Origin of the sequence: Pseudomonas sp. Pseusp3 (assembly GCF_047304225.1) — a bacterium.
GTDB lineage: Bacteria > Pseudomonadota > Gammaproteobacteria > Pseudomonadales > Pseudomonadaceae > Aquipseudomonas > Aquipseudomonas fluorescens_CD.
Genome location: NZ_JBGLYV010000018.1, coordinates 59051 through 83403 on the forward strand (window position 1 = coordinate 59051; position 24353 = coordinate 83403).

A 24353-nucleotide genomic window follows, 5' to 3' on the forward strand; every position below is an offset into this window, starting at 1 on the left:
CGCGTCACCCTCTAGTCCATCGCGAGCAAGCTCGCTCCTACAAGGATCAGTAGGCGAGCCTTTAGAAGGTATAGGCCCGCCGCAGCTGTTTTTACAGCTCGACAACAACCGCCTGCGATGCACGGGTCGCCTTGGCGCGGGCGGCTTCGATCGACTCGTCGCGAGCCAGGGCAACGCCCATGCGGCGCTGGCCGTTGACTTCAGGCTTGCCGAACAGGCGCAGCGCGGTATCCGGCTCGCTCAAGGCTGCGCCCAGATTGGCGAATGCGGTCTGGGTCGACTGCCCTTCCACCAGGATCACCGCCGAGGCCGATGGCCCGAACTGACGGATCAACGGGATCGGCAGGCCGAGAATGGCCCGTGCATGCAGGGCGAACTGCGACAGGTCCTGGGAGATCAGGGTCACCAGGCCGGTGTCGTGCGGGCGCGGCGAAACTTCGCTGAACCACACCTGATCACCCTTGATGAACAATTCGACCCCGAACAGACCACGGCCACCCAGGGCTTCGGTCACGGCTTTGGCAACGCGTTCGGATTCAGCCAAGGCAATCGGGCTCATGGCTTGCGGCTGCCAGGATTCCTGATAGTCGCCCTTCTCCTGACGGTGGCCAACCGGCGCGCAGAAGGTGGTACCGCCGACGTGGCGTACGGTCAGCAAGGTGATTTCGTAGTCGAAGTCGATGAAGCCCTCGATGATCACCCGACCTTTACCGGCACGGCCACCTTCCTGGGCGTAGTCCCAGGCTTTGCGCACGTCATCGACGCTGCGCAGCAGGCTCTGGCCCTTGCCCGAGGAACTCATGACCGGCTTGACCACACACGGGAAACCGAGGTCTTCGACGGCCTTGCTGTAGTCCTCGAAGGTGTCGGCGAAGTGGTACGGCGAGGTTGGCAGGTCCAGCTCTTCAGCGGCCAGGCGGCGGATGCCTTCGCGGTTCATGGTCAATTGCGCGGCGCGGGCGGTCGGGATCACGTTGAAACCTTCGGCCTCCAGCTCCACCAGGGTCGCGGTGGCGATGGCTTCGATTTCCGGCACGATGAAGTGCGGTTTCTCGGCTTCGATCACGGCACGCAAGGCAGCGCCGTCGAGCATGTTGATCACGTGGCTGCGGTGCGCCACCTGCATGGCCGGCGCGTTGGCGTAGCGATCCACGGCAATCACTTCAACGCCCAGACGTTGCAGCTCGATCACCACTTCCTTGCCCAACTCGCCACAGCCACACATCAATACGCGGGTCGCGGTAGGCGACAATGGAGTTCCGATACGGGTCATCTGAAGGTCCTCAAGAAGCGGATCATCGAGGATACGGCGCACCAGGCGCGATCCATGGGGAGAAAGCGCGGCATTTTACATGAACTTCAGCCGACGACAGCCTGTTTGCGCAGGCGCCAGGCCATGATCAGCCACACGGCGGTGACCCCGGCGAATTTCGAGCCCAGGGCAGTGAGGATCACCCCCGGCGTCAGGGCGTCGATCATGCCGAAAAAGATAAAGGTATCGAGGGGAATGCTCAGGGCCGAACTTATCCACAGCCGATCATGCAGCGGGCGCCTGGTGATGCTGAACACCAGCCAGTCGATGCACTCGGAAACCGCGAACGCCGTGGCGCTGGCCAGGGCGATGGACGGATCGGAGGTGACATAGGACAACACCAGCGCCACCAGCATCGCCACGAGGGCGCCATGGCCGAATCGGGCTTGCACCATGTCGCGCAACACGAACACCAGCCCGCCCCAGGCCGACCAGATGATGTCCAGGTGCGGGGCGGTGGAAAAGGCGTAGTTGATCAGCACGACGCTGCCGATGTAGGCGATGAGGAAGAACATGGGCGGGGAAGTACCTGTGAATTTGCCGCACAGGATACTGTAGGAGCGAGCTTGCTCGCGATGGTCGTGAACGATAACGCGGCGAATCTGACACCCCGCGGTGTTCCTCAGTCCATCGCGAGCGAGCTCGCTCCTACAACCGCGGTTTTGCCCCGATCATCCAGACCAACCCACTGGCCTTCGCCCGCTCATGACACAACCCCAGCACCTGGCGCCGCTCTTCGTTGGTCATGCGGCTCCAGCGGGTGATCTCCTCCACCGTGCGTTGGCAACCGGTGCAGACATCATCGTCATCCAGCGCGCAAATGTTCACGCAGGGCGATGGCACCGGGCGTTCGGGTGTGCTCATTCTTCCTGCTCGGCCAGATCGCGGGCATAACGCTGCGAGTTGTGCACGTAGTGAGCAGCGCTGGCCTCCAGCATCCGGATTTGCGGCTCGGTCAGTTCGCGCACCACTTTGCCGGGTGAGCCCATGACCAGCGATCCATCCGGAATTTCCTTGCCCTCGCCGATCAGCGAGTTGGCGCCGATGATGCAGTTCTTGCCGATCCTTGCACCGTTGAGGATCACCGCGTTGATGCCGATCAGACTGTTGTCGCCGACAGTGCAGCCGTGGAGCATGGCGTTGTGGCCGATGGTCACGCCGGTGCCAATGGTCAGCGGATAGCCCATGTCGGTGTGCATCACGGTGCCGTCCTGGACGTTGCTGTTCCTGCCGATCAGGATCAACTCGTTATCGCCACGCAGCACGGCGTTGAACCAGACGTTGGCGCCCTCTTCCAGCTTGACCTTGCCCACCAGCACGGCATTGGGGGCGACCCAGCTCTGTGGATGGGTTTCGACGCGGGCGTCGCCCAGACGATATTTCATTGTTGTTTTCCTCAAGGCTCAGGCAGGCTTTTTTTCAGCAAAATCAGGATTCAGGCCATGCGAATGATGGCTTCAGATATTGATAAAGCTTTTGGGAGGCTGATGCAGGCTGATTTTGGCGTCATACAGCAGGTTGATCAACTCGACGATCATGATCGCCGTCAGCCCCCAGATTTTGTACTCGCCATAGCGATAGCTCGGCACGTACCAGCTGCGGCCCTGATAGTCGATGCGATGGGTATGTTCGCGGGGGTCTTTGCGGAAGAATTCCAGCGGTACGCTGAACACCGCGGCGATCTCGGCATCGTTGGCCCGGTATTCGACAAAATCCGGGATGACCCCGACATAGGGTGTGACCATGATGCCATGCAGGCTGATCAGCGGGCTGAGCGGGCCGATCACCTCGACCAGCCCCGGCGGCAGGCCGATCTCTTCTTCGGCTTCACGCAGGGCGGTGAAAATCAGGTCGGGGTCTTCGGGGTCACGACGCCCACCGGGGAAGGCGACTTCGCCGCCATGGGTCGACAGGCCGCTGGCACGCAGGGTCAACACCAGCTCAGGCTCGTCACTGCGTGTGATGGGCACCAGCACCGCGGCCTCGGGAAAACGACGGTCGGTCTCCAATGTGCGCGGAGTGTGGTTACTAACCCGATGCAGTAGCTCGTCCAGCATGAGTGTTCTCGATCTGTGCCTTACCCGGCATCATGCACCAATCGCTGCGGTCGCCCAACCCCCGCAACAGCCCCATGTCGCGAAACGACAACTTGCCGACAGACACTGCCGCACGCCAAGATAGGCGCAGCATTCAGGAACCCCAGCATGAAATTTTGCAGCCAGTGCGGTAACCCGGTGACCCAGCGCATTCCCGAAGGCGATTCGCGCCTGCGTTTTGTCTGCGACAGCTGTCAGGCCATCCACTACCAGAACCCCAACATTGTCGCCGGCTGCGTGGCGACCTGGGGCACCAAGGTGCTGCTGTGCCGGCGGGCCATCGAGCCGCGACGCGGTTACTGGACCCTGCCCGCCGGCTTCATGGAGAACGGTGAGACCATCGAACAGGCCGCCATTCGCGAAACCGCCGAGGAAGCCTGCGCCCGGGTGCGCAACCTGAGCATCTATACGCTGATCGACGTGCCACATATCAGCCAGGTGCATGTGTTCTTCCGTGCCGAGCTGGCGGACCTGGATTTTTCCGCCGGCCCCGAGAGCCTGGAAGTGCAACTATTCGACGAAGCGGACATTCCTTGGGATGAGCTGGCTTTCCGCACGGTAGGTCGTACCTTAGAATGCTTCTTCGCTGACCGGCGGACCGAGGTCTATCCCGTACGGTCTGAATCGATCCCGCCGCTTGCTCAGCCTGCCATTATTTGATGCCATATTGGTATCATTCGTAGCCGCTGAAAAATCGCAGCCTGCGGCAGCTCCTACAAAAACATCTATAAATGAATAGTCGCGACACCTCCTGGGGAATCGTTTCAATGCGCTGGTTGCTTGCCCTGTTCTGTTTGTCGTTCGTCGCGGTGTCCCAGGCTTCTGCCGTGGAAACCCTGGACGGCAAGGTCATCGAGAAAATCCTGATTCTCAAGTCTTCCCATCAATTGCAATTGATCAATGACGGCAAGCCGCTCAAGACCTATCGCATTTCCCTGGGCAAACGGCCCAAGGGGCCAAAGCTGATGGAGGGCGACAAACGCACCCCGGAAGGCTTCTACTGGGTTGACTGGCGCAAGGTCAGCGACCGCTTCAACCTGGCGATGCACATTTCCTACCCGAACATCAGCGACTCTGCCCGCGCCCGTCGTGAAGGCGTCGAGCCCGGCGGCATGATCATGATCCACGGCACCCCGGACACCGAGGACACCCCGGAAGACCTGTTCCACACCCTGGACTGGACCGACGGCTGCATCGCCATGCGCAACATGGACATGCGCGAAGTCTGGAACCTGGTGCCGGACGGCACGATGATCGAGATCCGCCCGTAACTCCCCCGACCATTGGTCGCCCTCGAAAAATAAATTCAAAAAATCGCAGCCTGCGGCAGCGCCTACAGTAGTGATACCACTCTGACCTGTAGACGCTGCCGAAGGCTGCGATCTTTGCTGCTGCATCCCCCTGCACTAATACCACTTAGAACCACCCTCTGAAAAACCGGCCAAAACGGCAGGATTTCCCACGCCAAAGGCCCGGTGGCGGCGTTGACATGGTATGCAAGTGGTATTAGTTTCGCCTCACTACCGGGCGACAACCATCCTGCAACCGCATCGGACAATGCCTACATGAATGACCTCCGCGCCCTGCGCCCCGACGACACCCAACCCACGCCGTTGTACCTGCAACTGGCACGCAATCTGGAAGCGGCGATCCATGCCGGCCAGTGGAAGGCCGAACAGGCCATGCCGTCGGAGCGCAATCTGAGCGAGACGCTGGGCATCTCCCGGGTCACCGCCCGCAAGGCGCTGGAAGTGTTGTTCGAACAAGGCCTGATCCGCCGTAACCAGGGCTCCGGTACCTTCATCACGCCGCGCCTCGAACAACCTTTGTCGCGCCTCTCCGGTTTCAGTGAAATGCTCCGCCTCAAGGGTTTCGTGCCCGGCTCGCAATGGCTGGAGCGGGAAATCACCCTGCCGACCCACGAAGAGCTGATCCGCCTCGGCCTGTCGCCCAACGACAAGGTCGCGCGGCTCAAACGCCTGCGCAAGGCCGACGACACCGTGATGGCCATCGAGATGAGCACCCTGCCCGCCTCGATCATTGCCAACCCGCAATCGGTCGGCGACTCCCTCTACGAATTCCTCGACGGCATTGGCAAACCGGTTGTCCGCGCCCTGCAGCATATCCAGGCGATCAACGCCTCGGACGAGTTCGCAGCTTTGGTCGGCATCGCCCCCGGCACTGCGATGCTGCTGATGACCCGGGTCGGCTACCTGGAAGACAACACGCCAATCGAAGTCACCGACACCTATTGCCGCAACGACTACTACGACTTTGTGGCAGAGCTTCGCAGGTAAGTAGCCGCGCAGTTAAAACCGAGACCGATCATGTCCGAAGACAACATCCTCACCGCTCACGGCTGGGTTCGCGGCCGACTGGTCCACGCACACGGCAAAGTCGTGTCGATCGAAGGCCAGCCCTGCGATCCGGCAGACAACGACCTGCCGTACCTGCTCCCGGGTTTCATCGACCTGCACGTTCACGGCGGCGGCGGCAAAGATATCATGGAAGGCGCGCCGGCCTTCGAAACGATCACCCGAACCCACCTGCGCTTCGGCACCACGTCGCTGCTGGCCACCACCATGACCGCGCCGAGCGACGAGATATCCAGCGTGCTCAAGGCCGTCGGCGAATTCTGCGAGCAGCGGCCCCAAGGCTGCGCCCGGGTGCTCGGCGTGCACCTCGAAGGCCCGTACATCAACCCCGGCAAGCTCGGCGCACAACCCAACTTCGCCCACACGGCGCTGATGGCCGAAGTCGAAGCCTACCTGGCGCTCGCACCGATCCGGGTGATCACCATCGCGCCGGAAATCGCCGGTCACGATGCCTTGATCCGTGACCTCAGCAGCCGTGGCGTCCGCATGCAGATTGGCCACACCCTGGGCAGCTATGAGGAAGGCGTGGCGGCGCTGGAGGCCGGCGCCAGCAGTTTCACCCACCTCTACAACGCCATGAGCCCGCTGCATCACCGTGAGCCGGGGATCGTCGGCGCCGCTTTGGCCCACGCCCAATACGCCGAACTGATTCCGGACTTGCTGCACGTGCACCCCGGCGCCATCCGCGTGGCCCTGCGCTCGATTCCATGCCTGTACTGCGTCACCGACTCGACCGCGGCCGCCGGCATGCCCGATGGCGAATACAAACTCGGGAGCCACACCGTGACCAAATGCCTGGGCGGCGTGCGCCTGCCCGACGGCACCCTGGCCGGCAGCACGCTGACCATGGATCAGGCCCTGCGCAACCTGGTGAAGATCGGCCTGCCCATCGCCGAAGCCTCGCAGCGCCTGTCGCAATTCCCCGCCGACTACCTCGGCATCACCGAACGCGGGCGCCTGCAACCGGGGGCCTGGGCCGACTGCGTGCGGCTGGATCGCTCATTGAAACTGACCGCCGTCATGGTCGAAGGAGAAGACATTGACTTCAAAAATGCTTGAAGAGGCGCTGTCCTCGTTCGAGGCAGTGCAAGTCCAGTTGCAACAACTCGACCCACAGATGATCGAAATCGCCGGACGCCTGCGCCGCCAGCCGCCGCAAGTGGTCATGACTGTGGCCCGTGGCAGTTCCGACCATGCCGCCAGTTACTTCGCCTACCTGACCATGCAACTGCTGGGCATCCCGGTGGCCTCGCTGCCGATGTCGGTGGTGACCATGCAACAGGCACCATTGAAGGTCAGCGGCCAGGTGGCATTCGCCTTTTCGCAATCGGGACAGAGCCCGGATCTGGTCAACAGCCTGCGCCTGTTGCGCAAGCGCGGAGCCTTGAGCATTTCGCTGGTCAATGCCGAAGACTCGCCACTGGAGGCCGCCTGCGAATTCAGCCTGCCGCTGTGTGCCGGCACCGAAAGCAGCGTTGCCGCGACCAAGAGCTTCATCGCCACCCTCAGCGCCAGCGCTCGCCTGATCGGCCACTGGAAAGAAGACGCCGAACTGCTCGAGGCAGTTTCTGCCTTGCCCGATGGCCTGCGCGACGCCGCGCAACAGGACTGGAGCCCGGCCATCGACGCCTTGCGCGATTGTCAGCGGCTGATGGTAATCGGCCGTGGCGCCGGTTTCGCCATCGCCCAGGAAGCGGCGCTCAAGTTCAAGGAAACCTCGGCGATCCAGGCCGAAGCCTTCAGCAGCGCCGAAGTCCGTCACGGCCCGATGGCGCTCATCGACGAAAACTACCCGTTGCTGATCTTCGCCCCACGCGGTGCCGAACAGGCCGGCTTGCTCAGCCTGGCCGCCGACATGCGCCAGCGCGGCGCCCGTGTCCTGCTGGCCGCACCGGATGACGTGCTCGAGCGCGACCTGACCCTGACCCTCGCCGAGCACCCGGCCCTCGATCCGATCCTGGCGATCCAGAGTTTCTACGTGATGGCCGCCGGTTTGGCGGTTGCACGCGGCATGGACCCGGACCAACCGCGGCACCTGAGCAAAGTCACTCGTACGCACTAACCACCCTTGTAGGAGCGAGCTCGCTCGCGATGGACTAAAGAACGCCGCGGTTATCCAGCAAACGCGCGTTTTCGTTGACGACCATCGCGAGCAAGCTCGCTCCTACAGGGGGGGCCGCGTCGATCCCAATAGTTTTCCTGATGAGACCGAGCCATGCACAACAACAATAAAGAGCTGACCCTCAGCGCCCCGCTCAGCGGCCCGGTGCTCACGCTCGCCAAAGTCCCGGATGCGGTGTTTGCCAGCGGCGCCATGGGCGACGGGATCGCCATCGACCCGTTGAACGATACCCTGCACGCGCCCTGCGCGGGCGTGGTGGTGCATGTCGCGCGCACCGGTCATGCAGTGACCCTGCGCGCGGACAACGGCGCCGAACTGCTGCTGCACCTGGGCCTCGACACCGTCGAACTGCAAGGCCAGGGCTTTTCGATGCTGGTGCAGGAAGGTGCACGGGTTGCCAATGGCCAGCCCCTGCTGCGCTACGACCTGGACAAGGTCGCGCAGCAATGCAAAAGCCTGGTCAGCCTGCTGATCCTCACCAACAGCCAGGACTTTCAGGCACGACCCATCACCCTCAAGTCAGTGAAAGTCGGCGAGCCGTTGCTGCACATCATTCGCCGCCAGGGCGTGGGTGCGCAGGCGGACGTGGAGCTTGCCGGCGAAGAAGTGGTCGGCCACATCCGCATCGCCCATCGTGGCGGTCTGCATGCCCGGCCAGCCGCGTTGATCCGTCAGACCGCCCTGGGTTTCAAAAGCAAATCCCGGCTGCATTTCGCCGGTAAATCGGCGACCTGCGATAGCCTGATCGGACTGATGGGTTTGGCCGTCGGCGAGCAGGACGAAGTGCAGGTCAGCTGCCAGGGTCCGGATGCCGAAGCCGCACTGCAAGCCTTGCTGACTGCGCTGTCCACGGCACTGGCCGAAGAGCATCACGCCACCGCCCCGGCACCGATGATCCAGCGCAACCGAGTGGCCGAAGCCGGTGTGCTGCACGGTGTCTGCGCCGCTCCGGGGCTGGTCGGCGGGCCGCTGTTGCGCTTGAACGCGATCAGCCTGCCTGCGGATGCCGGGCACAATGATCCGGTGCAGCAACGGCAAACCCTCGACACTGCGTTGACCCAGGTTCGCAGCGAAATCGCCGGCACCCTGGACCAGGCCAGAAAACACAGGAAAACTGACGAAGAAGCCATCTTCGCCGCCCATCTCGCGCTGCTGGAAGACCCGGCATTGCTGGACGCGGCCCGCCGGGCCATCGACCTCGGCACCGCGGCGACCCACGCCTGGAGCCAGTCGATCGAGGTGCAGTGCGACGTGCTCCAGCAGTTGGGCAGCACGCTGCTGGCCGAACGCGCCAACGACCTGCGCGACCTCAAGCAACGGGTGCTGCGCGTCCTGCTCGGTGAAGCCTGGCATTACGATGTACCACCCGGTGCCATCGTCGCCGCCCACGAGTTGACCCCATCCGATCTGCTGCAACTGAGTCAGCAAGGTGTCGCCGGTTTGTGCATGGCCGAAGGCGGCGCGACGTCTCACGTGGCAATCCTTGCGCGGGGCAAAGGCTTGCCGTGCATGGTCGCACTGGGCTCGACGTTGCTCGATCAGCAACAGGGGCAACAGGTAGTGCTGGACGCCGACGGCGGTCGCCTCGAACTGACACCCAGCGCCGAGCGCCTGACGGACGTGCGCCAGAAGCAACAGCAACAGCAGCAACGCCGGGCCGAACAACAGCTCCAGGCGCATACACCTGCGCTGACCACCGACGGCCTGCGCATCGAAGTCGCCGCCAATGTGGCGTCCAGCACCGAAGCGGCAGATGCATTGGCCAATGGCGCCGACGGCGTCGGCTTGCTGCGCACCGAATTTCTCTTCGTCGACCGCCACACCGCCCCGGACGAACAGGAACAACACCACGCCTATCAGGCCGTGCTCGATGCCATGGGCGACAAGTCGGTGATCATCCGCACCATCGACGTCGGTGGCGACAAGCAACTCGATTACCTGCCACTGCCCGCCGAGGCCAATCCGGTGCTCGGCCTGCGCGGCATTCGCCTGGCCCAGGCCCGCCCGGAATTGCTCGACCAGCAACTGCGCGCCCTGCTGCACGTCACGCCGTTGTCCCGTTGCCGGATCCTGTTGCCGATGGTGACCGAGGTCGAAGAGCTGCTGCATATCCGCCAGCGCCTCGACGCCTTGTGCACCGAACTGGGCCTGAGTGAGCGCCCGGAGCTGGGGGTGATGATCGAAGTTCCGGCCGCCGCTCTGCTGGCTGAACAGTTGGCGGAGCACGCGGACTTCCTGTCCATCGGCACCAACGACCTGTCGCAATACACCCTGGCCATGGACCGCGACCACGCCGGTCTCGCCTCCCGGGTCGATGCCCTGCACCCGGCGCTGCTGCGCTTGATCGCCCAGACCTGTGCAGGTGCCGCACAGCACAAACGCTGGGTCGGGGTTTGTGGGGCGCTGGCCTCCGATCCGCTAGCTACACCAGTGCTGATCGGGCTGGGCGTGAGCGAACTGTCGGTGAGCCCGGTGCAGATCGGTGAAATCAAGGATCGTGTACGCCATCTCGATGCCAGCCAATGCCGGCGCATCAGCCTGGACCTGCTCAAGCTGAGCAGCGCCGGTGCGGTGCGTCACGCCTGCCACCAGCACTGGCCTTTGAGCTGAGCTCTTAACAGAAGAACAAGAACATCCAGGGAGTACCGCCATGTATCAATACTTTATCGAAGGACTGCAGCGCCTCGGCCGCGCGCTGATGCTGCCAATCGCGATCCTGCCGATTGCCGGCCTGCTGCTGCGCCTGGGCGACACGGACCTTTTGAACATCGCGATCATCCACGACGCCGGCCAGGTGATCTTTGCCAACCTGGCCATGATCTTCGCCATCGGCATCGCGGTCGGTTTCGCCAAGGACAACAACGGCACGGCCGGTTTGGCCGGGGCCATCGGTTATCTGGTGATGGTGTCCACGCTCAAGGTGTTGGATGCGAGCATCAACATGGGCATGCTCGCCGGGATCATCAGCGGCTTGATGGCCGGTGCGCTGTATAACCGTTTCAAGGACATCAAGCTGCCGGAGTACCTGGCGTTCTTCGGCGGCCGGCGCTTCGTGCCGATCGCGACCGGTTTCAGCGCGGTCGGCCTGGGCGTGGTGTTCGGTCTGATCTGGCCGCCGGTCCAGCACGGCATCAACAGCTTCGGCGCGCTGCTGCTGGAGAGCGGCAGCATCGGTGCATTCATTTTCGGTGTGCTCAACCGCCTGCTGATCGTCACCGGCCTGCACCACATCATCAACAACATGGCCTGGTTCGTGTTCGGCAATTTCACCGACCCGACCACAGGAGCCTTGGTGACCGGCGACATATCGCGCTACTTTGCCGGCGACCCGAAAGGCGGCCAGTTCATGACCGGCATGTTCCCGGTGATGCTCTTCGGCCTGCCCGCCGCCTGCCTGGCGATGTACCGCAACGCCCTGCCGGAACGGCGCAAAATCATGGGCGGGATATTCCTGTCGATGGCCCTGACCTCGTTCCTGACCGGCGTTACCGAGCCCATCGAATTCGCCTTCATGTTCCTCGCGCCGCTGCTGTTCTTGCTGCATGCGCTGCTGACCGGCCTGTCCATGGCTGTCACCAACCTGTTGAACATCCACCTGGGCTTTACCTTTTCCGGCGGCTTCATCGACATGATCCTCGGCTGGGGCAAATCCACCAATGGCTGGCGCGTGGTCCCGGTCGGCCTGGTCTATGCGCTGATCTATTACCTGGTGTTCGACTTCTGCATCCGTCGTTTCAATCTCAAGACGCCGGGACGCGAAGACGCTGCTGTCACTGAAAAAGCCGCAGTGGCGGACAGCGACCGTGCCGGGGCCTACATCAAGGCATTGGGCGGCACCGAAAACCTGATCACCGTCGGCGCCTGCACCACTCGGTTGCGCCTGGACATGGTGGATCGCAACAAGGCGTCGGACGCGGACTTGAAAGCACTGGGTGCCATGGCGGTGGTGCGTCCGGGCAAGGGCGGGAGCTTGCAAGTGGTGGTCGGGCCGATGGCCGACGCGATTGCCGATGAAATTCGCCTGGCGATGCCGGCATTGGGTCGCGCCATCGTGTCGACGCCGGCAGCAGAAACAGACGCGCCGCCACCTGCCGCCGTGGCGACACCCGAGGCGCAGCAATGGCTCAATGCGCTGGGTGGTGGCGACAATGTGCTGCAACTCGATTGCATCGCCATGACCCGCCTGCGCCTGCAACTGGCCGATGGCAAGGCGTTGTCGGAATGTGATTTGAAAGCACTGGGTTGCCAGGGTGTCAGTCAGCTGGACGGCGACGTATGGCATCTGTTGATTGGCGACAAGGCACCGACCTTGAGTGATGCGCTGGAAGCGTTGGTCAATCGCAGTGAGGTCAGTGCCAAGGTTTGATGCTTTGGTGACTGAAAGTCCGCCATCGTCGGATCGCCGCCCGGAGCCGGACGGCGACCCGACGATGAGACTCTCCCGGCCACCGAAGGCTCCAGCCCCCGCCAAATCGTGGCATACATATATACCGCCACCGCCTCCCTTTCCCTCTCCATGCTGCCGGCTCTTTCTACCGACTGGAGACCGTGCCCATGAGCATACCCACCGCCCCACCGTCCTTTGAAGAAATCAAAGGCTATCTCAACCAAATCGGCCATCACCTGCTCAACGCCCAGACCCCACTGCTGCCCGACCATAAGCCCACAGCCGAACTACGCTACCTGGAACGCCTGGACGGCATCCTCAAGCGCTACCGGGAACAGTTCCTGAGCAAGGCCAGAACCCACTATCAGGCATTGGCCAACAGCGACCTGAAAACCCCGGAAGGCCAGACTCTGCTCACCACCCTCAAGAGCACCTTGAACACGCATCTGATGGACATGGACCTGCGCGAGCAGATCGATGGCAGGCCACTCAAATCCTACATGACCTTCGAGGCCGGGTTCACGGCCCTGGAGCATGAGGCCAGGCTCGGCGTTCAGGACCGCCTGCTGCACCCACAAGAAGGCAAGATGCTCGAAAGCGTGGCGCTGCCCCCAAGCTTGCGTCCAGGCCTGTACGCCTTGCAGTTCAGTTACCAGGCGCAACAGGTCGAGCTGGCCGGTGCCTTTGTCGCCACAGAAAAAAACAGCGTTGTGGTCAACGACCTGATGAGCGCGCAGGACGTCGGCCAGATCTTGCTGTTCACACCTGCGCGAGGGATCGAGTCGTTCAACACCCTGGCCGAACTCGACACCCACTTGCGGCAAAACATGGAGCACGCCAGCGGGCGCAGTGAATTCATCGACAGGTTGCCCACGCGCTACCACGCCTTGAGCCCTGCCGGAATCTGGCCCCTGGAACTATCACCCATCGACGACCAGCCGTTGTTCGAACACACCGTCGGTGCACTGATCGCCAAGCGCACCCAGGATGTCGACCGGACCCTGAGCCTGGTGGACAACCCGCAGCACGACCCCGCCCAATTGATCGCGGCTCTCGACCGCGCCATCCGCAGCGCCCTGCCCGACCTCAGCGCCCGCCTGGAACTGCGCGCCCAACGCCTGCTCGAACGATTGCTGCGTTACAGCGCACCCGATTGGTATCGCAGCGCCAGCGAGGCACGCCGGGCCGCGCTGGCTGAACATCTGGGCAGCTACAACCAGGCACGCCAGCACCTGCTCGACCTGTTGGGCCCCGCCGCGACCCCCCAGGCCCTGGCCCGTCATCAATGGCTGGAGCGGTTGAGCGATGAGCTGGAGATTCACGACCTGAACCCGGAGCACCTGCAGGTCAAAACCCAACGGCTTGTGGCCAGCGTCGGCCACTATGAACACAATCGCAACCTGATCGACCTGGCCTTGCGGGGCCTGCATACCGGCGACGAACTGCCCGGCTCCGACTTTCTGACGAAGACCACTCTCACGTACAACGGGGGCCCCTTGCCCGATGCGTACCAGGATCTGACCCTGGCGTGGATCGTGGAACAGTTGATGACCTTGCATCCCCGGATCGACTTTGCCCAGGTGCAACGGGAACTGCACGCCCGGCCCGAGTTCAGCGGCGCCATCGAGCAGATGCTCGACCAGCGGATCAACGCCCTGGCCTACACCGCTTTCCTGCAAGGCCATATCCGTGAAGAGGACTACCAGGCGATCCAGCGCTTGCGTCAGGGTAGCGATGCGCAACTGAGCGCGGACACCCTGGGCGCCAGCACTCTATCGCTGCACGGCGCACAACTTCAGGACCTCTGGGTGATGCGCCAGACCGATGCCAACGGGATGGTCAACCGCGTACTGCTCTGCACCCCCGAGGCACCACAAGAGCACCAGTTCCAGGCATTCGACAGCGAGCTTGCGTGCCAGCAGCACATCCTCGGCTGGACCCTGGACAATGGCCTCAAGGCCCCGCCCGGCACCATGACCGATTACTTGATCCGCCAGGCACCACTGCGCCTTCGCAACTCGATGAAGCACCTCTTGAGCGGTCTGAGCCTGAAGTTTCACGACCAGGAATACAACGAGGTCACGTTCAACGCTGGCAGCTATCGCCAATGCCTGAAATCAATGGCTGAACACATACTCGCCATACGTTTCGATAACTACGAATTCAACACGCCGAATTGGTATCGCTCAGCCACCCTTGATGTCAGGCGAAGACTCTCGACCCTCGCCGAGGATGCAGAAGGCAGTTTGCAGACCTACAACGACCATCCACAGTCCGAGGCCCGCTTCCAGAGCTTCGATGCCTACCTGCATGAAAAGGCCAGGGAGCGCTTGAACCAGCTATTGGGTCGCCCTCAGAACGATGTTGACCCGGACACCGTATGGGCCTATTCACCCTCCTCGCTGATCGGTAGCCAGACACCGGCGCCCATGACATATACCAGGCTCTACCGTGATGGCTACGCCGATGGCGTCGGTTTTCTCGACGAAAAATTCTCCCGCGCGGCAAGGTACAGGGGCCCGCAAGGCGTTGACCTGAGCACCCTGAACGCCAATCCCGAAGCCGTCGCGCGCTCGGTCACCGGCGTCTGGATTGGCCAGCGCTACGTCGACAAGGTCAAGGCCGAGTTGCTGGACCCGGACAGCCCGGCGTTTACTTTCAGACGCAATGCGGTACTGGCCATTACTCAACGACAGATGCTCAGTGCCGCGTTGGAGTGTCGCCTGCAAGGACACATCGCCGGAGTTGACCTGCAATGGCTTGAGCGCAGCATCGCCAGCATGGGCGACACGTCGCAGGAGACTCGCGGCAACTACGCCATCCATCGTCTGCTGGTCGACGGCGAATGGGTCATCGACACCTACCTGTTCAGCCACGCTGACAATCCGGTGCTGCTCTATACGCCCCATTCCCCCGACGGCATCGCCTTTCGCGAGGCCAGGCAGTTCAATTACCTGCTGAAAAAACTCCCCGGCCTCATCGGCTATCTCACCCTGCGTGTCGATGTTCGATCCCGGGGCCGGGTCCAGGCATTTCTGGAAGCGGCCAAACAAGGGCTGCCCGACGACCTGGATAAAACCACCCCCAGCCCCCCACGTTACGACTCGACACGGGCACTGCCTCCAGTGCCCGACCTGCGTTATTTGCTGTACAACATGAAGCTGCAACGCAAGATCGACGAAGTGACCGCCACCACCACTAGCCGCACTCAGATGATCACCAGTATTCTCTGGACGTGCGTGGAGTTCGTGGCCACCATCGCCACTGCGCCTTTCCCGGTTCTGAGCCTGAGCGTTGGCCTGCTTCTGGCCTTCAAGGACGGCATGCTCGCCCTGCACGCGTACAACCAGGGCGACACCTCGGCCGCCCTTGAGCACTTCGTCGGGTATCTGCTCAACAGTGCCGGAGCCATCTTCACCGACCTGCGTCCGGCCCTGCGCTCGCTCAAACCCATCGGCAAATCCGCGCGCCTGGCAGTTGCCAGCACCGAGCAGTGCCGGGCGATGAAGCTGATCAGCCAGCTGGAGACAGCCCCCCCAGCACCTGCCAACATGCAGCCGGTGTTGTTCAACAGCGAGGTACTCTGGGCGCCGAAGACCCCGGATGTGATCGGTCGCTACTTGCTGTATCGCCTCGATCCGGCCAGCGCAAAGCTGGTCTCGACCACACGCCTGGCCGCACCGAACACCGAGGGCATCTGGACCCGCACCGGGGTTTCCGGTGGCGCGCCGAAATACGAAACAGTGCCTGAAACCCCCGGACCGTCAAAAGACTATGGGATGCCACGGAAGTACTGGAGCAACCTTGAGTCGGTCATGGACCCGCAGATGCGAGCGCTCATGATCAGCCAGGCAACCGATATTGACCAAGGTTTGGTCGGCGTTGTGCTAGGCAGTGCCGCCAATAAACTGCGTTCGTTACGTACGATTTACCTGCAACAGGTCGAACGCCTGACCAAGGACGCGGACAACTTCTTCCTCTACCTCGACACGCTGCCCGCTCGCGCCAGCGTGCCTGCCGTAGATGCCAGCACCCCACTGGCCCGACTGGTCGCCAGCGATGCGTTTGCCGGCAACAAGAACCTGGTCATCGGTGCCGTGCCAGGCTCCATCGCCAGCAAGCAGGCACTGATTACCAACATGGATGCCCTGGTCGAACAAGGTTTCAAGCGCCTGTATGTGGAGTTCCTGCCAGGGGATGTTTTCAAGCTCAAGCTTGAAAAGTTCAACCAAGGGAAATCATGGCGGCACATCAAAGAACATTTGAAGGCCATAGACCGGTCCTTCGGCATTGCAAAAGACGCCGAGTACTCATACTTGGCCCTCGTACGCAAGGCCAGGGAAAAAGGCGTGCAAATCAGGGCACTGGACGCCTCGACCTCCTATCGGCTGGACGATGTCCTGCTCATGGGCGACAGCTCGCCGACCACGCCCCAGCCCAACAGCCTGAGAAACTACTACTCGCACAAAGTCATTGAAACCGACATGGCCGATGCACCGCACGAACGCTGGATCGCCCTGGTAGATCAATCGCGCATGACCACATACAACGGGACGCCTGGCCTGGCTGACCTGAACAATGCGGTTGCGCTGCGCATCGAAGACGTCGGCTTGAATCAATCGGTGGGCATCTGGTCAGACACCCCCGGCAAGATACCAGGTGATGCACTCGCCAAAGGCGACTACCACATAACCCTGCAAACACCGTACAAGATGCCCGAGCCTATCGCACCGACTGCCTCTACATCCCTCACCGGCACCGGACATTTCAACGACTTCGATATTGCACCGTCGCTCAGAGATGAAATCGCCCGCATGGCCGACCAGCCACGCAGCCTGGATTCTCGCTACGTGCCGTCACAGCCATCGCGATTGGAAGCGTTCTCTGAATTCATCAAGCTACGCCAAAACCTGAGTGCCAAGGCCGAGAGCTTCTTTGCCGACTATGTTCCACCTGCCAGGCCAACGTTGCCGACGATCGACGCCAGCACCACGCCCGAGTCGTTCCTGAAACAAATCAGCGAAAGCCGCTTGCCAGGGTTGATTATCGGCGAGGCCCACTCGGCAGAGTCGAGCAAGGCGTTTCTGATAAAGCAGATGAAGCAGCTGAAGCAGCAGGGCTACCAGACACTCTACGTCGAACACCTGCTCACCGACCTGCACCAGGCTGAACTGGAGGTATTCCATCAAACCCAAAGGATTCCCGGCAACCTCAAGGCCTACCTGAGAACCCAGGACCGGGGACATATGCCGTTCTACAAAGGCTCTGACAACTACTCGGAAGTCATCCAGGCCGCCAACAAACATGGCATCCGCATCAGGGCACTGGACTGTACCGCCAGCTATCACGTCAAGGGCTTGCCTGATCCGGAAAAAGCCCGCAACCAGATGTTCAGCTACTTCGCTTCCCGGGTCATCCAGGCCGACCAGGAGGCACACGGGCCCCATAAGTGGATTGCCTTCATCGGCAGCGCCCACACCAACAACTACCAAGGCGTATCGGGAATGGCCGAAATCCTGGGCACGGTCAGCCTGCACGTCAGGGATAGCGCGCCGTCACTGTCCAGAGGCATTCACCTCGGGTACTGGGAAACCGATCTCACGGGGCCTTACTGGAAGGCGATACGCAGTGACTTCAAACTGGAAGTCAGTAACGCCCGGCAACCAGTTCCAGCGCCCTTTTTACCTGTCGACAGGTCAAGACTGCGTCAGGCGGGACACTTCCTGATCGAACGCCCCTCGGCTGCCGAGACCAACCTGCTGCACCGCTCCCGCAGCGGTGAAATTGTTTCCACGCCGATTCAGGTGGACGATAACGGATTGTTCTTTATCGACCGCTGGGACATGTCGGCACGACGCTTCGAGTACCAGAACATCCTGATCGAAGTACTCAAGGCAGAGGTTCACCTGACGCCAGCGCCGTAATCGGCGTCAGTCACCTATTATCACGCCCAACAAAAAACCCGCTGAAATCACTTTCAGCGGGTTTCTCAATTCAGCAGCCTGGAAGATCAGAAATCCTCCAGCCGCCACACCTCATAAGCTGGTGTCTCGTAGGGATGGCTCTGTTTCAAAGCCTCCACCACCGAGCGAATCAACTCATCCGCCACCACCAGCTCAACCTTCCATTCCTCGACCTGCTCGACCTGCCCTGCTTCGCCAATGAACGGCTGGCTGCCATCCAATGGACGAAACTGGCCCTGGCCCAACACCTGCCAGGCGCAGTGATCGTAAGCGCCGATCCGTCCGCCACCGGCGGCGAATACGGCACTCTTCACATCTTCGACGTGGCTGGCTGGAACAAAAAAGCTGAGCTTGTACACGGCGCTTAATTCACCCAGACGCGAGCATTACGGAACATGCGCATCAGCGGTGCATCTTCGTTCCAGTCATCCGAACGCCACGAGTTCTGCACAGCGCGGAATACACGCTCCGGGTGCGGCATCATGATGGTCACGCGACCGTCGCGGCTGGTCAGGCCGGTGATCCCGCGCGGCGAACCGTTCGGGTTGGCCGGGTAGCTTTCGGTGACCTTGCCGTGGTTGTCGACGAAACGCATCGCCACGCAACCCGACAGATCGGCTTCCAGCAGTGCTTCTTCGCTGGCGAACTCGGCATGGCCTTCACCGTGGGCGATGGCGATCGGCATGCGCGAACCGGCCATGCCCTGCAGGAAGATCGAGTTCGACTCCTGGATCTGCACCATGGCCACACGGGCTTCGAACTGCTCGGAACGGTTACGCACGAAGTGCGGCCAGAACTCGCTGCCCGGGATCAGCTCGTGCAGGTTGGACATCATCTGGCAACCGTTGCACACGCCGAGGGTGAAACTGTCGTTGCGTTCGAAGAAGCCCTGGAACGCATCGCGGGCACGGCTGTTGAACAGCGCCGACTTGGCCCAGCCTTCACCGGCACCCAATACGTCGCCGTAGGAGAAACCGCCGCAAGCGACCATGCCCTTGAAGTCGTTCAGGTCGACACGGCCGGCGAGAATGTCGCTCATGTGCACGTCGATCGCGTTGAAACCGGCGCGATCGAACGCAGCCGCCATTTCCACCTGGCCGTTGACGCCCTGCTCACGCAGTACGGCAACCTGTGGGCGGATGCCTTTCTTGATGTAAGGCGCGGCGATGTCCTGGTTGATGTCGTAGCTCAGCTTGACGCTCAGGCCCGGATTGTCTTCTTCCAGCAGCACGTCGAACTCTTGTTCGGCACAGTCGGCGTTGTCACGCAGACGCTGGATCTGATAGCTGGTCTCGGCCCACTGACGTTGCAGCAGACGACGCTGGCCTTCGAACACGGTGTCACCGTTGAAGGTGATGCTGATCTCGCCGTTGTTGATTGGCTGACCGATCACCGACACGCAATCGCCCAGGCCGGCAGCGCTGAACTGCGCGAGGATGTCCGGAGTGGCGTCCTGGCGAACCTGAATCACGGCACCCAGTTCTTCGTTGAACAGGATCGCAGCGATGTCGGCGGAGGAATCCGCCAGGCTGTCGAGGTTCAGGCTCAAGCCGCAGTGACCGGCGAACGCCATTTCCACCACGCTGGTCAGCAGACCGCCGTCGGAACGGTCGTGGTAAGCCAGCAGGTGACCGTCGGCATTGAGGCCCTGGATCACCGCGAAGAAGGCTTTCAGGTCTTCGGCGTCATCGACGTCCGGAGCCTGCTTGCCGAGCTTGCCGTGAACCTGTGCCAGGATCGAGGCGCCCATGCGGTTCTGGCCGCGGCCCAGGTCGATCAGGATCAGGTCGGTGGTGCCCTTGTCCATGCGCAGTTGCGGGGTCAGGGTCTGACGGATGTCAGTCACTGGCGCGAAACCGGTCACGATCAGGGACATTGGCGACGTGACGGACTTATCCACGCCTTCATCGTTCCAGCGGGTGGCCATGGACATCGAGTCCTTGCCCACCGGAATGGTGATGCCCAGCTCAGGGCACAGTTCCATGCCGACCGCTTTCACGGTGTCGTACAGGCGTGCATCTTCACCCGGGTGACCGGCAGCGGACATCCAGTTCGCCGACAGTTTGATGTCGGAGATCTTGCCGATGCGCGAAGCGGCAATGTTGGTCAGGGTTTCACCGATGGCCATGCGGCCCGACGCTGGAGCGTCCAGCAGCGCCAGCGGAGTACGCTCGCCCATGGCCATGGCTTCACCGGTGTAGACGTCGAAGCTGGTGGCGGTGACGGCAACGTCGGCCACCGGCACCTGCCACGGGCCGACCATCTGGTCACGGGCCACGAGGCCGGTGATGGTGCGGTCGCCGATGGTGATCAGGAAGCTTTTGCTGGCCACGGCCGGGTGATGCAGAACGCGCTCGACGCAGTCGGCGATGTTCAGGGTCGACGGATCGAAATCATCACCCAGTTCGGCTTCACGCACCACCGAACGGTGCATGCGCGGGGCCTTGCCCAGCAACACTTCCAGTGGCATGTCCACCGGGCTGTTGCCGAAATGGCTGTCGGTGACAGTCAGCTGTGGTTCGGCAGTGGCTTCGCCGACCACGGCAAACGGGCAACGCTCGCGTTCGCAGATCGCCTTGAAGCGCTCGAAATCCGCCGGGCCGACAGCCAGGACGTAGCGTTCCTGGGATTCGTTGGACCAGATTTCGTGCGGGGCCATGCCCGGCTCGTCGTTTGGAATGTTGCGCAGTTCGAAACGGCCACCGCGGTCGCCGTCGTTGACCAGTTCCGGGAAGGCGTTGGACAGACCGCCCGCACCCACGTCGTGGATGAAGCTGATCGGGTTCTTGTCGCCCAGTTGCCAGCAACGGTCGATGACTTCCTGGCAACGGCGTTCCATTTCCGGGTTTTCACGCTGTACCGAAGCGAAGTCCAGGTCTGCCGAGCTGGTGCCTGTGGCCATGGAGGAAGCTGCGCCGCCGCCCAGGCCGATCAGCATCGCCGGGCCGCCGAGCACGATCAGCTTGGAGCCGACGACGATCTCGCCTTTCTTGACGTGTTCTTCACGGATGTTGCCCATGCCGCCAGCCAGCATGATCGGCTTGTGGTAGCCGCGAACTTCGTCACCGTGCGGGGTGGTGATCGATTGTTCGAAGGTACGGAAGTAACCGGTCAGCGCCGGACGGCCGAATTCGTTGTTGAACGCAGCGCCGCCTAATGGGCCTTCGATCATGATGTCCAGCGCGGTGACGATGCGCTCGGGCTTGCCGTACGGCACTTCCCACGGCTGTTCGAAGCCCGGGATCTGCAGGTTGGACACGGTGAAACCGGTCAGGCCGGCTTTCGGCTTGGCACCACGGCCGGTAGCGCCTTCGTCGCGGATTTCGCCACCGGAACCGGTGGACGCGCCCGGGAACGGGGCAATCGCGGTCGGGTGGTTGTGGGTTTCAACCTTCATCAGGATGTGCACCGGCTCCTGCACCGCGCCGTACTGGCGGGTTTCAGGGTCCGGGAAGAAGCGACCGGCCACGGAGCCGACGATCACCGAAGCGTTGTCCTTGTAAGCCGACAGGACACCTTCGCTGTGCATCTGGTAGGTGTTCTTGATCATGCCGAACAGGCTTTTTTCCTGGCTTTCGCCGTCGATGTCCCAACTGGCGTTGAAGATCTTGTGACGGCAGTGCTCGGAGTTCGCCTGGGCGAACATCATCAGTTCGATGTCATGCGGGTTGCGCGAAAGGCCCACGAAGGCGTTGACCAGATAGTCGATCTCGTCTTCGGCCAGGGCCAGGCCCAGCTCGGTGTTGGCTTTTTCCAGCGCGGCACGGCCGCCACCCAGCACGTCGATGGCGGTCAGGGGTTTCGGTTCGGCGTGGCTGAACAGGCCGGCGGCCTGTTCGAGATTGCCCAGGACGATCTGGGTCATGCGGTCGTGCAGACCGTCAGCGATCAACCGGGCTTCAGCGTCGCTGAACTGGCCGGCCACGTAGAACGCAATGCCTCGCTCCAGGCGCTGGATTTTCGCCAGGCCACAGTTGCGGGCGATGTCGCTGGCCTTGCTCGACCATGGCGAGATGGTGCCGAAACGCGGCAATACCAGGAACAGACGACCGGTCGGTTCTTGTACCGGAACGCTTGGACCGTACTTCAGAAGGCGCGCAAGCACCTGCTGTTCGTCGCCGGTCAGGACGCCGGTAACTTCGGCGAAGTGAGCGAATTCAGCATACAGGCCACTGACAGCCGGAACCTTCTGGCTCAGTTGCTCAAGGAGCTTGCTGTGGCGAAAGGCAGAAAGGGCAGGAGCGCCGCGCAGGATCAACATCTTCGGGACAGCCTCGGGAAGGGGTGTGCTTTGAGGCCGTGCATTCTAGCCTAAACAGCCCGCGACATCACCCGAAACGCTACGCACGGTTGCACTCGGGTGTCGATTTGTGTTTCTGCCTTGAAAGTCAGGTTAACGGGACGTGCGGTGATCGCTTATTTTTACTGTAACAAAATGCAGATCAGGCCCATTCCTGCGGGGTTTCGGTCGGTTTTGTGATCGCTAGCAGACAAGCCCTTCGCTGTCGAGATATGGCGCCCGTGGTCCTTTGCGTATACTGCGCAGATGTTTTCCCCAACGGCTTTACGTCCGCGGTACGCCAAATGGCTGATCGCAACCGGACTCTTCCTGATGCTCGGTGGCTGTGTTGATAAACCCAACACGCTTGAGCGCGTAAAGGAGGATGGTGTGCTGCGGGTGGTTACCCGAAACAGCCCCGCCACCTACTTTCAGGATCGCAACGGTGAAACCGGCTTCGAATACGAGCTGGTGAAGCGCTTCGCCGACGATCTGGGGGTCGAGCTCAAGATCGAGACCGCCGACAACCTCGATGACCTGTTCAACCAGGTAGGCAAGCCCAATGGCCCGGTGCTGGCGGCTGCCGGCCTGGTCAGCAGCGAAGAGCGCAAGAAGCAGGTGCGTTTCTCGCATTCCTACCTGGACGTCACCCCGCAGATCATCTACCGCAACGGCCAGTCACGGCCGACCGATGCGAAGGATCTGGTGGGCAAGAAGATCATGGTGCTCAAGGGCAGCACCCACGCCGAGCAACTGGCGCAGCTGAAACAGAAATTTCCCGGCATCGAATACGAAGAGTCTGACGCGGTCGAGGTCGTCGATCTCCTGCGCATGGTCGACGAAGGCCAGATCGACCTGACGCTGGTCGACTCCAACGAAGTCGCGATGAACCAGGTGTACTTCACCAACATCCGGGTCGCCTTCGACCTCGGTGACGCCAGCAACCAGAGCTGGGCCGTCGCACCGGGCGACGACAACAGCCTGCTCAACGAAATCAACGAGTACCTCGACAAGGTCAAGAAAAACGGCACCCTGCAACGCCTCAAGGACCGTTACTACGGGCATGTCGACGTTCTCGGCTACATGGGCGCCACCACGTTTGCGCAACACTTGCAGCAACGCCTGCCCAAGTACGAACAGCACTTCAAGTCGTACGCCAAGAAAGAGAAAGTCGACTGGCGCCTGCTGGCGGCCATCGGGTACCAGGAGTCGTTGTGGCAACCGGCCGTCACGTCCAAGACCGGTGTGCGTGGCCTGATGATGCTGACCCAGAACACCGCGCAGGCCATGGGCGTGTCCAACCGCCTGGACCCCAAACAGAGCATCATGGGCGGGGCCAAGTACCTGGCCTACATGAAAGACCAGCTCGACGAGTCGATCCAGGAACCGGACCGTACCTGGTTTGCCCTGGCGGCCTACAACGTCGGCAGCGGCCACCTGGACGACGCACGCAAACTGGCGGCCAAGGAAGGGTTGAACCCGGACAAATGGCTGGATGTGAAGAAGATCCTGCCGCGCCTGTCGGAAAAGAAGTGGTACAGCAAAACCCGTTACGGCTACGCCCGAGGCGGCGAACCGGTGCATTTCGTGGCGAACATCCGGCGCTACTACGACATCCTGACCTGGGTCACGCAGCCGCAGCTTGAAGGCGACCAGGTCGCCGAGGGCAAACTGCTGGTTCCGGGGATCGACAAGACCAAGCCGGCGCAGGAACCGGCGCCGCTCTGACAGAACAACCGAGATCAAATGTGGGAGCGGGCTTGCTCGCGAAGGCAATTTATCATCCAACATCTCTGTTGGCTGATACTCCGCTTTCGCG

At 61.9% G+C, this 24353-nt stretch carries 16 protein-coding genes; 9 read left to right on the forward strand and 7 right to left on the reverse strand.

Annotated elements, in window-relative coordinates:
- Window positions 1-91 precede the first annotated feature (91 nt).
- The 5 genes from purT to ACCD00_RS08810 all read right to left on the reverse strand — a co-directional run bounded on the left by purT (window position 92) and on the right by ACCD00_RS08810 (window position 3369).
- Entirely contained in the window at window positions 92-1273 is a 1182-nt protein-coding gene (gene purT / locus ACCD00_RS08790; RefSeq protein ID WP_413423667.1) for a formate-dependent phosphoribosylglycinamide formyltransferase, read from the reverse strand.
- Window positions 1274-1359: 86 nt separating this feature from the next.
- On the reverse strand, window positions 1360-1827 hold the full coding sequence (locus ACCD00_RS08795) for a preQ0 transporter (RefSeq protein ID WP_413423669.1): 468 nt from the start codon (window positions 1825-1827) through the stop codon (window positions 1360-1362).
- Between the two features lie 133 nt (window positions 1828-1960).
- Complete coding sequence (locus tag ACCD00_RS08800; RefSeq protein ID WP_413423671.1) at window positions 1961-2176, reverse strand: DUF1289 domain-containing protein; 216 nt, start codon at window positions 2174-2176, stop codon at window positions 1961-1963.
- On the reverse strand, window positions 2173-2697 hold the full coding sequence (locus tag ACCD00_RS08805) for a gamma carbonic anhydrase family protein (protein ID WP_413423673.1): 525 nt from the start codon (window positions 2695-2697) through the stop codon (window positions 2173-2175). The genes ACCD00_RS08800 and ACCD00_RS08805 overlap by 4 nt, the downstream gene beginning before the upstream one ends.
- Before the next feature lie 72 nt (window positions 2698-2769).
- Entirely contained in the window at window positions 2770-3369 is a 600-nt protein-coding gene (locus tag ACCD00_RS08810; protein ID WP_413423675.1) for a CoA pyrophosphatase, read from the reverse strand.
- Window positions 3370-3516: 147 nt separating this feature from the next.
- Here ACCD00_RS08810 and ACCD00_RS08815 point away from each other — a divergent pair, with 147 nt between their 5' ends.
- The 8 genes from ACCD00_RS08815 (at window position 3517) to ACCD00_RS08850 (ending at window position 18216) form a co-directional block, all read left to right on the forward strand.
- A complete protein-coding gene (locus ACCD00_RS08815) occupies window positions 3517-4068 on the forward strand; it encodes an NUDIX hydrolase (RefSeq protein WP_008016748.1) in 552 nt (183 codons plus the stop codon).
- Between the two features lie 107 nt (window positions 4069-4175).
- Window positions 4176-4679 carry a L,D-transpeptidase family protein gene (locus ACCD00_RS08820; RefSeq protein ID WP_413423677.1) on the forward strand — a complete coding sequence of 168 codons (504 nt, stop codon included), beginning with the start codon at window positions 4176-4178 and terminating at the stop codon, window positions 4677-4679.
- A gap of 294 nt (window positions 4680-4973) precedes the next feature.
- A complete protein-coding gene (locus ACCD00_RS08825; RefSeq protein ID WP_413423679.1) occupies window positions 4974-5705 on the forward strand; it encodes a GntR family transcriptional regulator in 732 nt (243 codons plus the stop codon).
- Window positions 5706-5735: 30 nt separating this feature from the next.
- Window positions 5736-6842: an N-acetylglucosamine-6-phosphate deacetylase gene (gene nagA, locus ACCD00_RS08830; RefSeq protein WP_413423681.1), complete on the forward strand. Its 1107-nt coding sequence runs from the start codon at window positions 5736-5738 to the stop codon at window positions 6840-6842.
- On the forward strand, window positions 6823-7845 hold the full coding sequence (locus tag ACCD00_RS08835; protein WP_413423683.1) for an SIS domain-containing protein: 1023 nt from the start codon (window positions 6823-6825) through the stop codon (window positions 7843-7845). The genes nagA and ACCD00_RS08835 overlap by 20 nt, the downstream gene beginning before the upstream one ends.
- A gap of 153 nt (window positions 7846-7998) precedes the next feature.
- Window positions 7999-10515 (forward strand): phosphoenolpyruvate--protein phosphotransferase, encoded by a 2517-nt coding sequence (gene ptsP, locus ACCD00_RS08840; RefSeq protein WP_413423685.1) that lies wholly within the window; start codon window positions 7999-8001, stop codon window positions 10513-10515.
- Between the two features lie 40 nt (window positions 10516-10555).
- Window positions 10556-12271: an N-acetylglucosamine-specific PTS transporter subunit IIBC gene (gene nagE, locus ACCD00_RS08845; RefSeq protein WP_413423687.1), complete on the forward strand. Its 1716-nt coding sequence runs from the start codon at window positions 10556-10558 to the stop codon at window positions 12269-12271.
- 188 nt (window positions 12272-12459) lie between these two features.
- Entirely contained in the window at window positions 12460-18216 is a 5757-nt protein-coding gene (locus ACCD00_RS08850) for a toxin (RefSeq protein WP_413423689.1), read from the forward strand.
- Between the two features lie 86 nt (window positions 18217-18302).
- Here the strand turns inward: ACCD00_RS08850 and ACCD00_RS08855 are convergent, their stop codons facing one another.
- Together ACCD00_RS08855 and purL are read right to left on the reverse strand one after the other, a co-directional pair.
- Window positions 18303-18614 carry an NGG1p interacting factor NIF3 gene (locus ACCD00_RS08855; RefSeq protein WP_413423691.1) on the reverse strand — a complete coding sequence of 104 codons (312 nt, stop codon included), beginning with the start codon at window positions 18612-18614 and terminating at the stop codon, window positions 18303-18305.
- A 5-nt stretch (window positions 18615-18619) separates the two neighbouring features.
- Window positions 18620-22516 (reverse strand): phosphoribosylformylglycinamidine synthase, encoded by a 3897-nt coding sequence (purL, locus tag ACCD00_RS08860; protein WP_413423693.1) that lies wholly within the window; start codon window positions 22514-22516, stop codon window positions 18620-18622.
- Window positions 22517-22801: 285 nt separating this feature from the next.
- On the opposite strand from purL, the gene mltF reads away from it, so the two are divergent.
- Window positions 22802-24262 (forward strand): membrane-bound lytic murein transglycosylase MltF, encoded by a 1461-nt coding sequence (mltF, locus tag ACCD00_RS08865; RefSeq protein ID WP_413423695.1) that lies wholly within the window; start codon window positions 22802-22804, stop codon window positions 24260-24262.
- The last annotated feature ends 91 nt before the right edge of the window (window positions 24263-24353 follow it).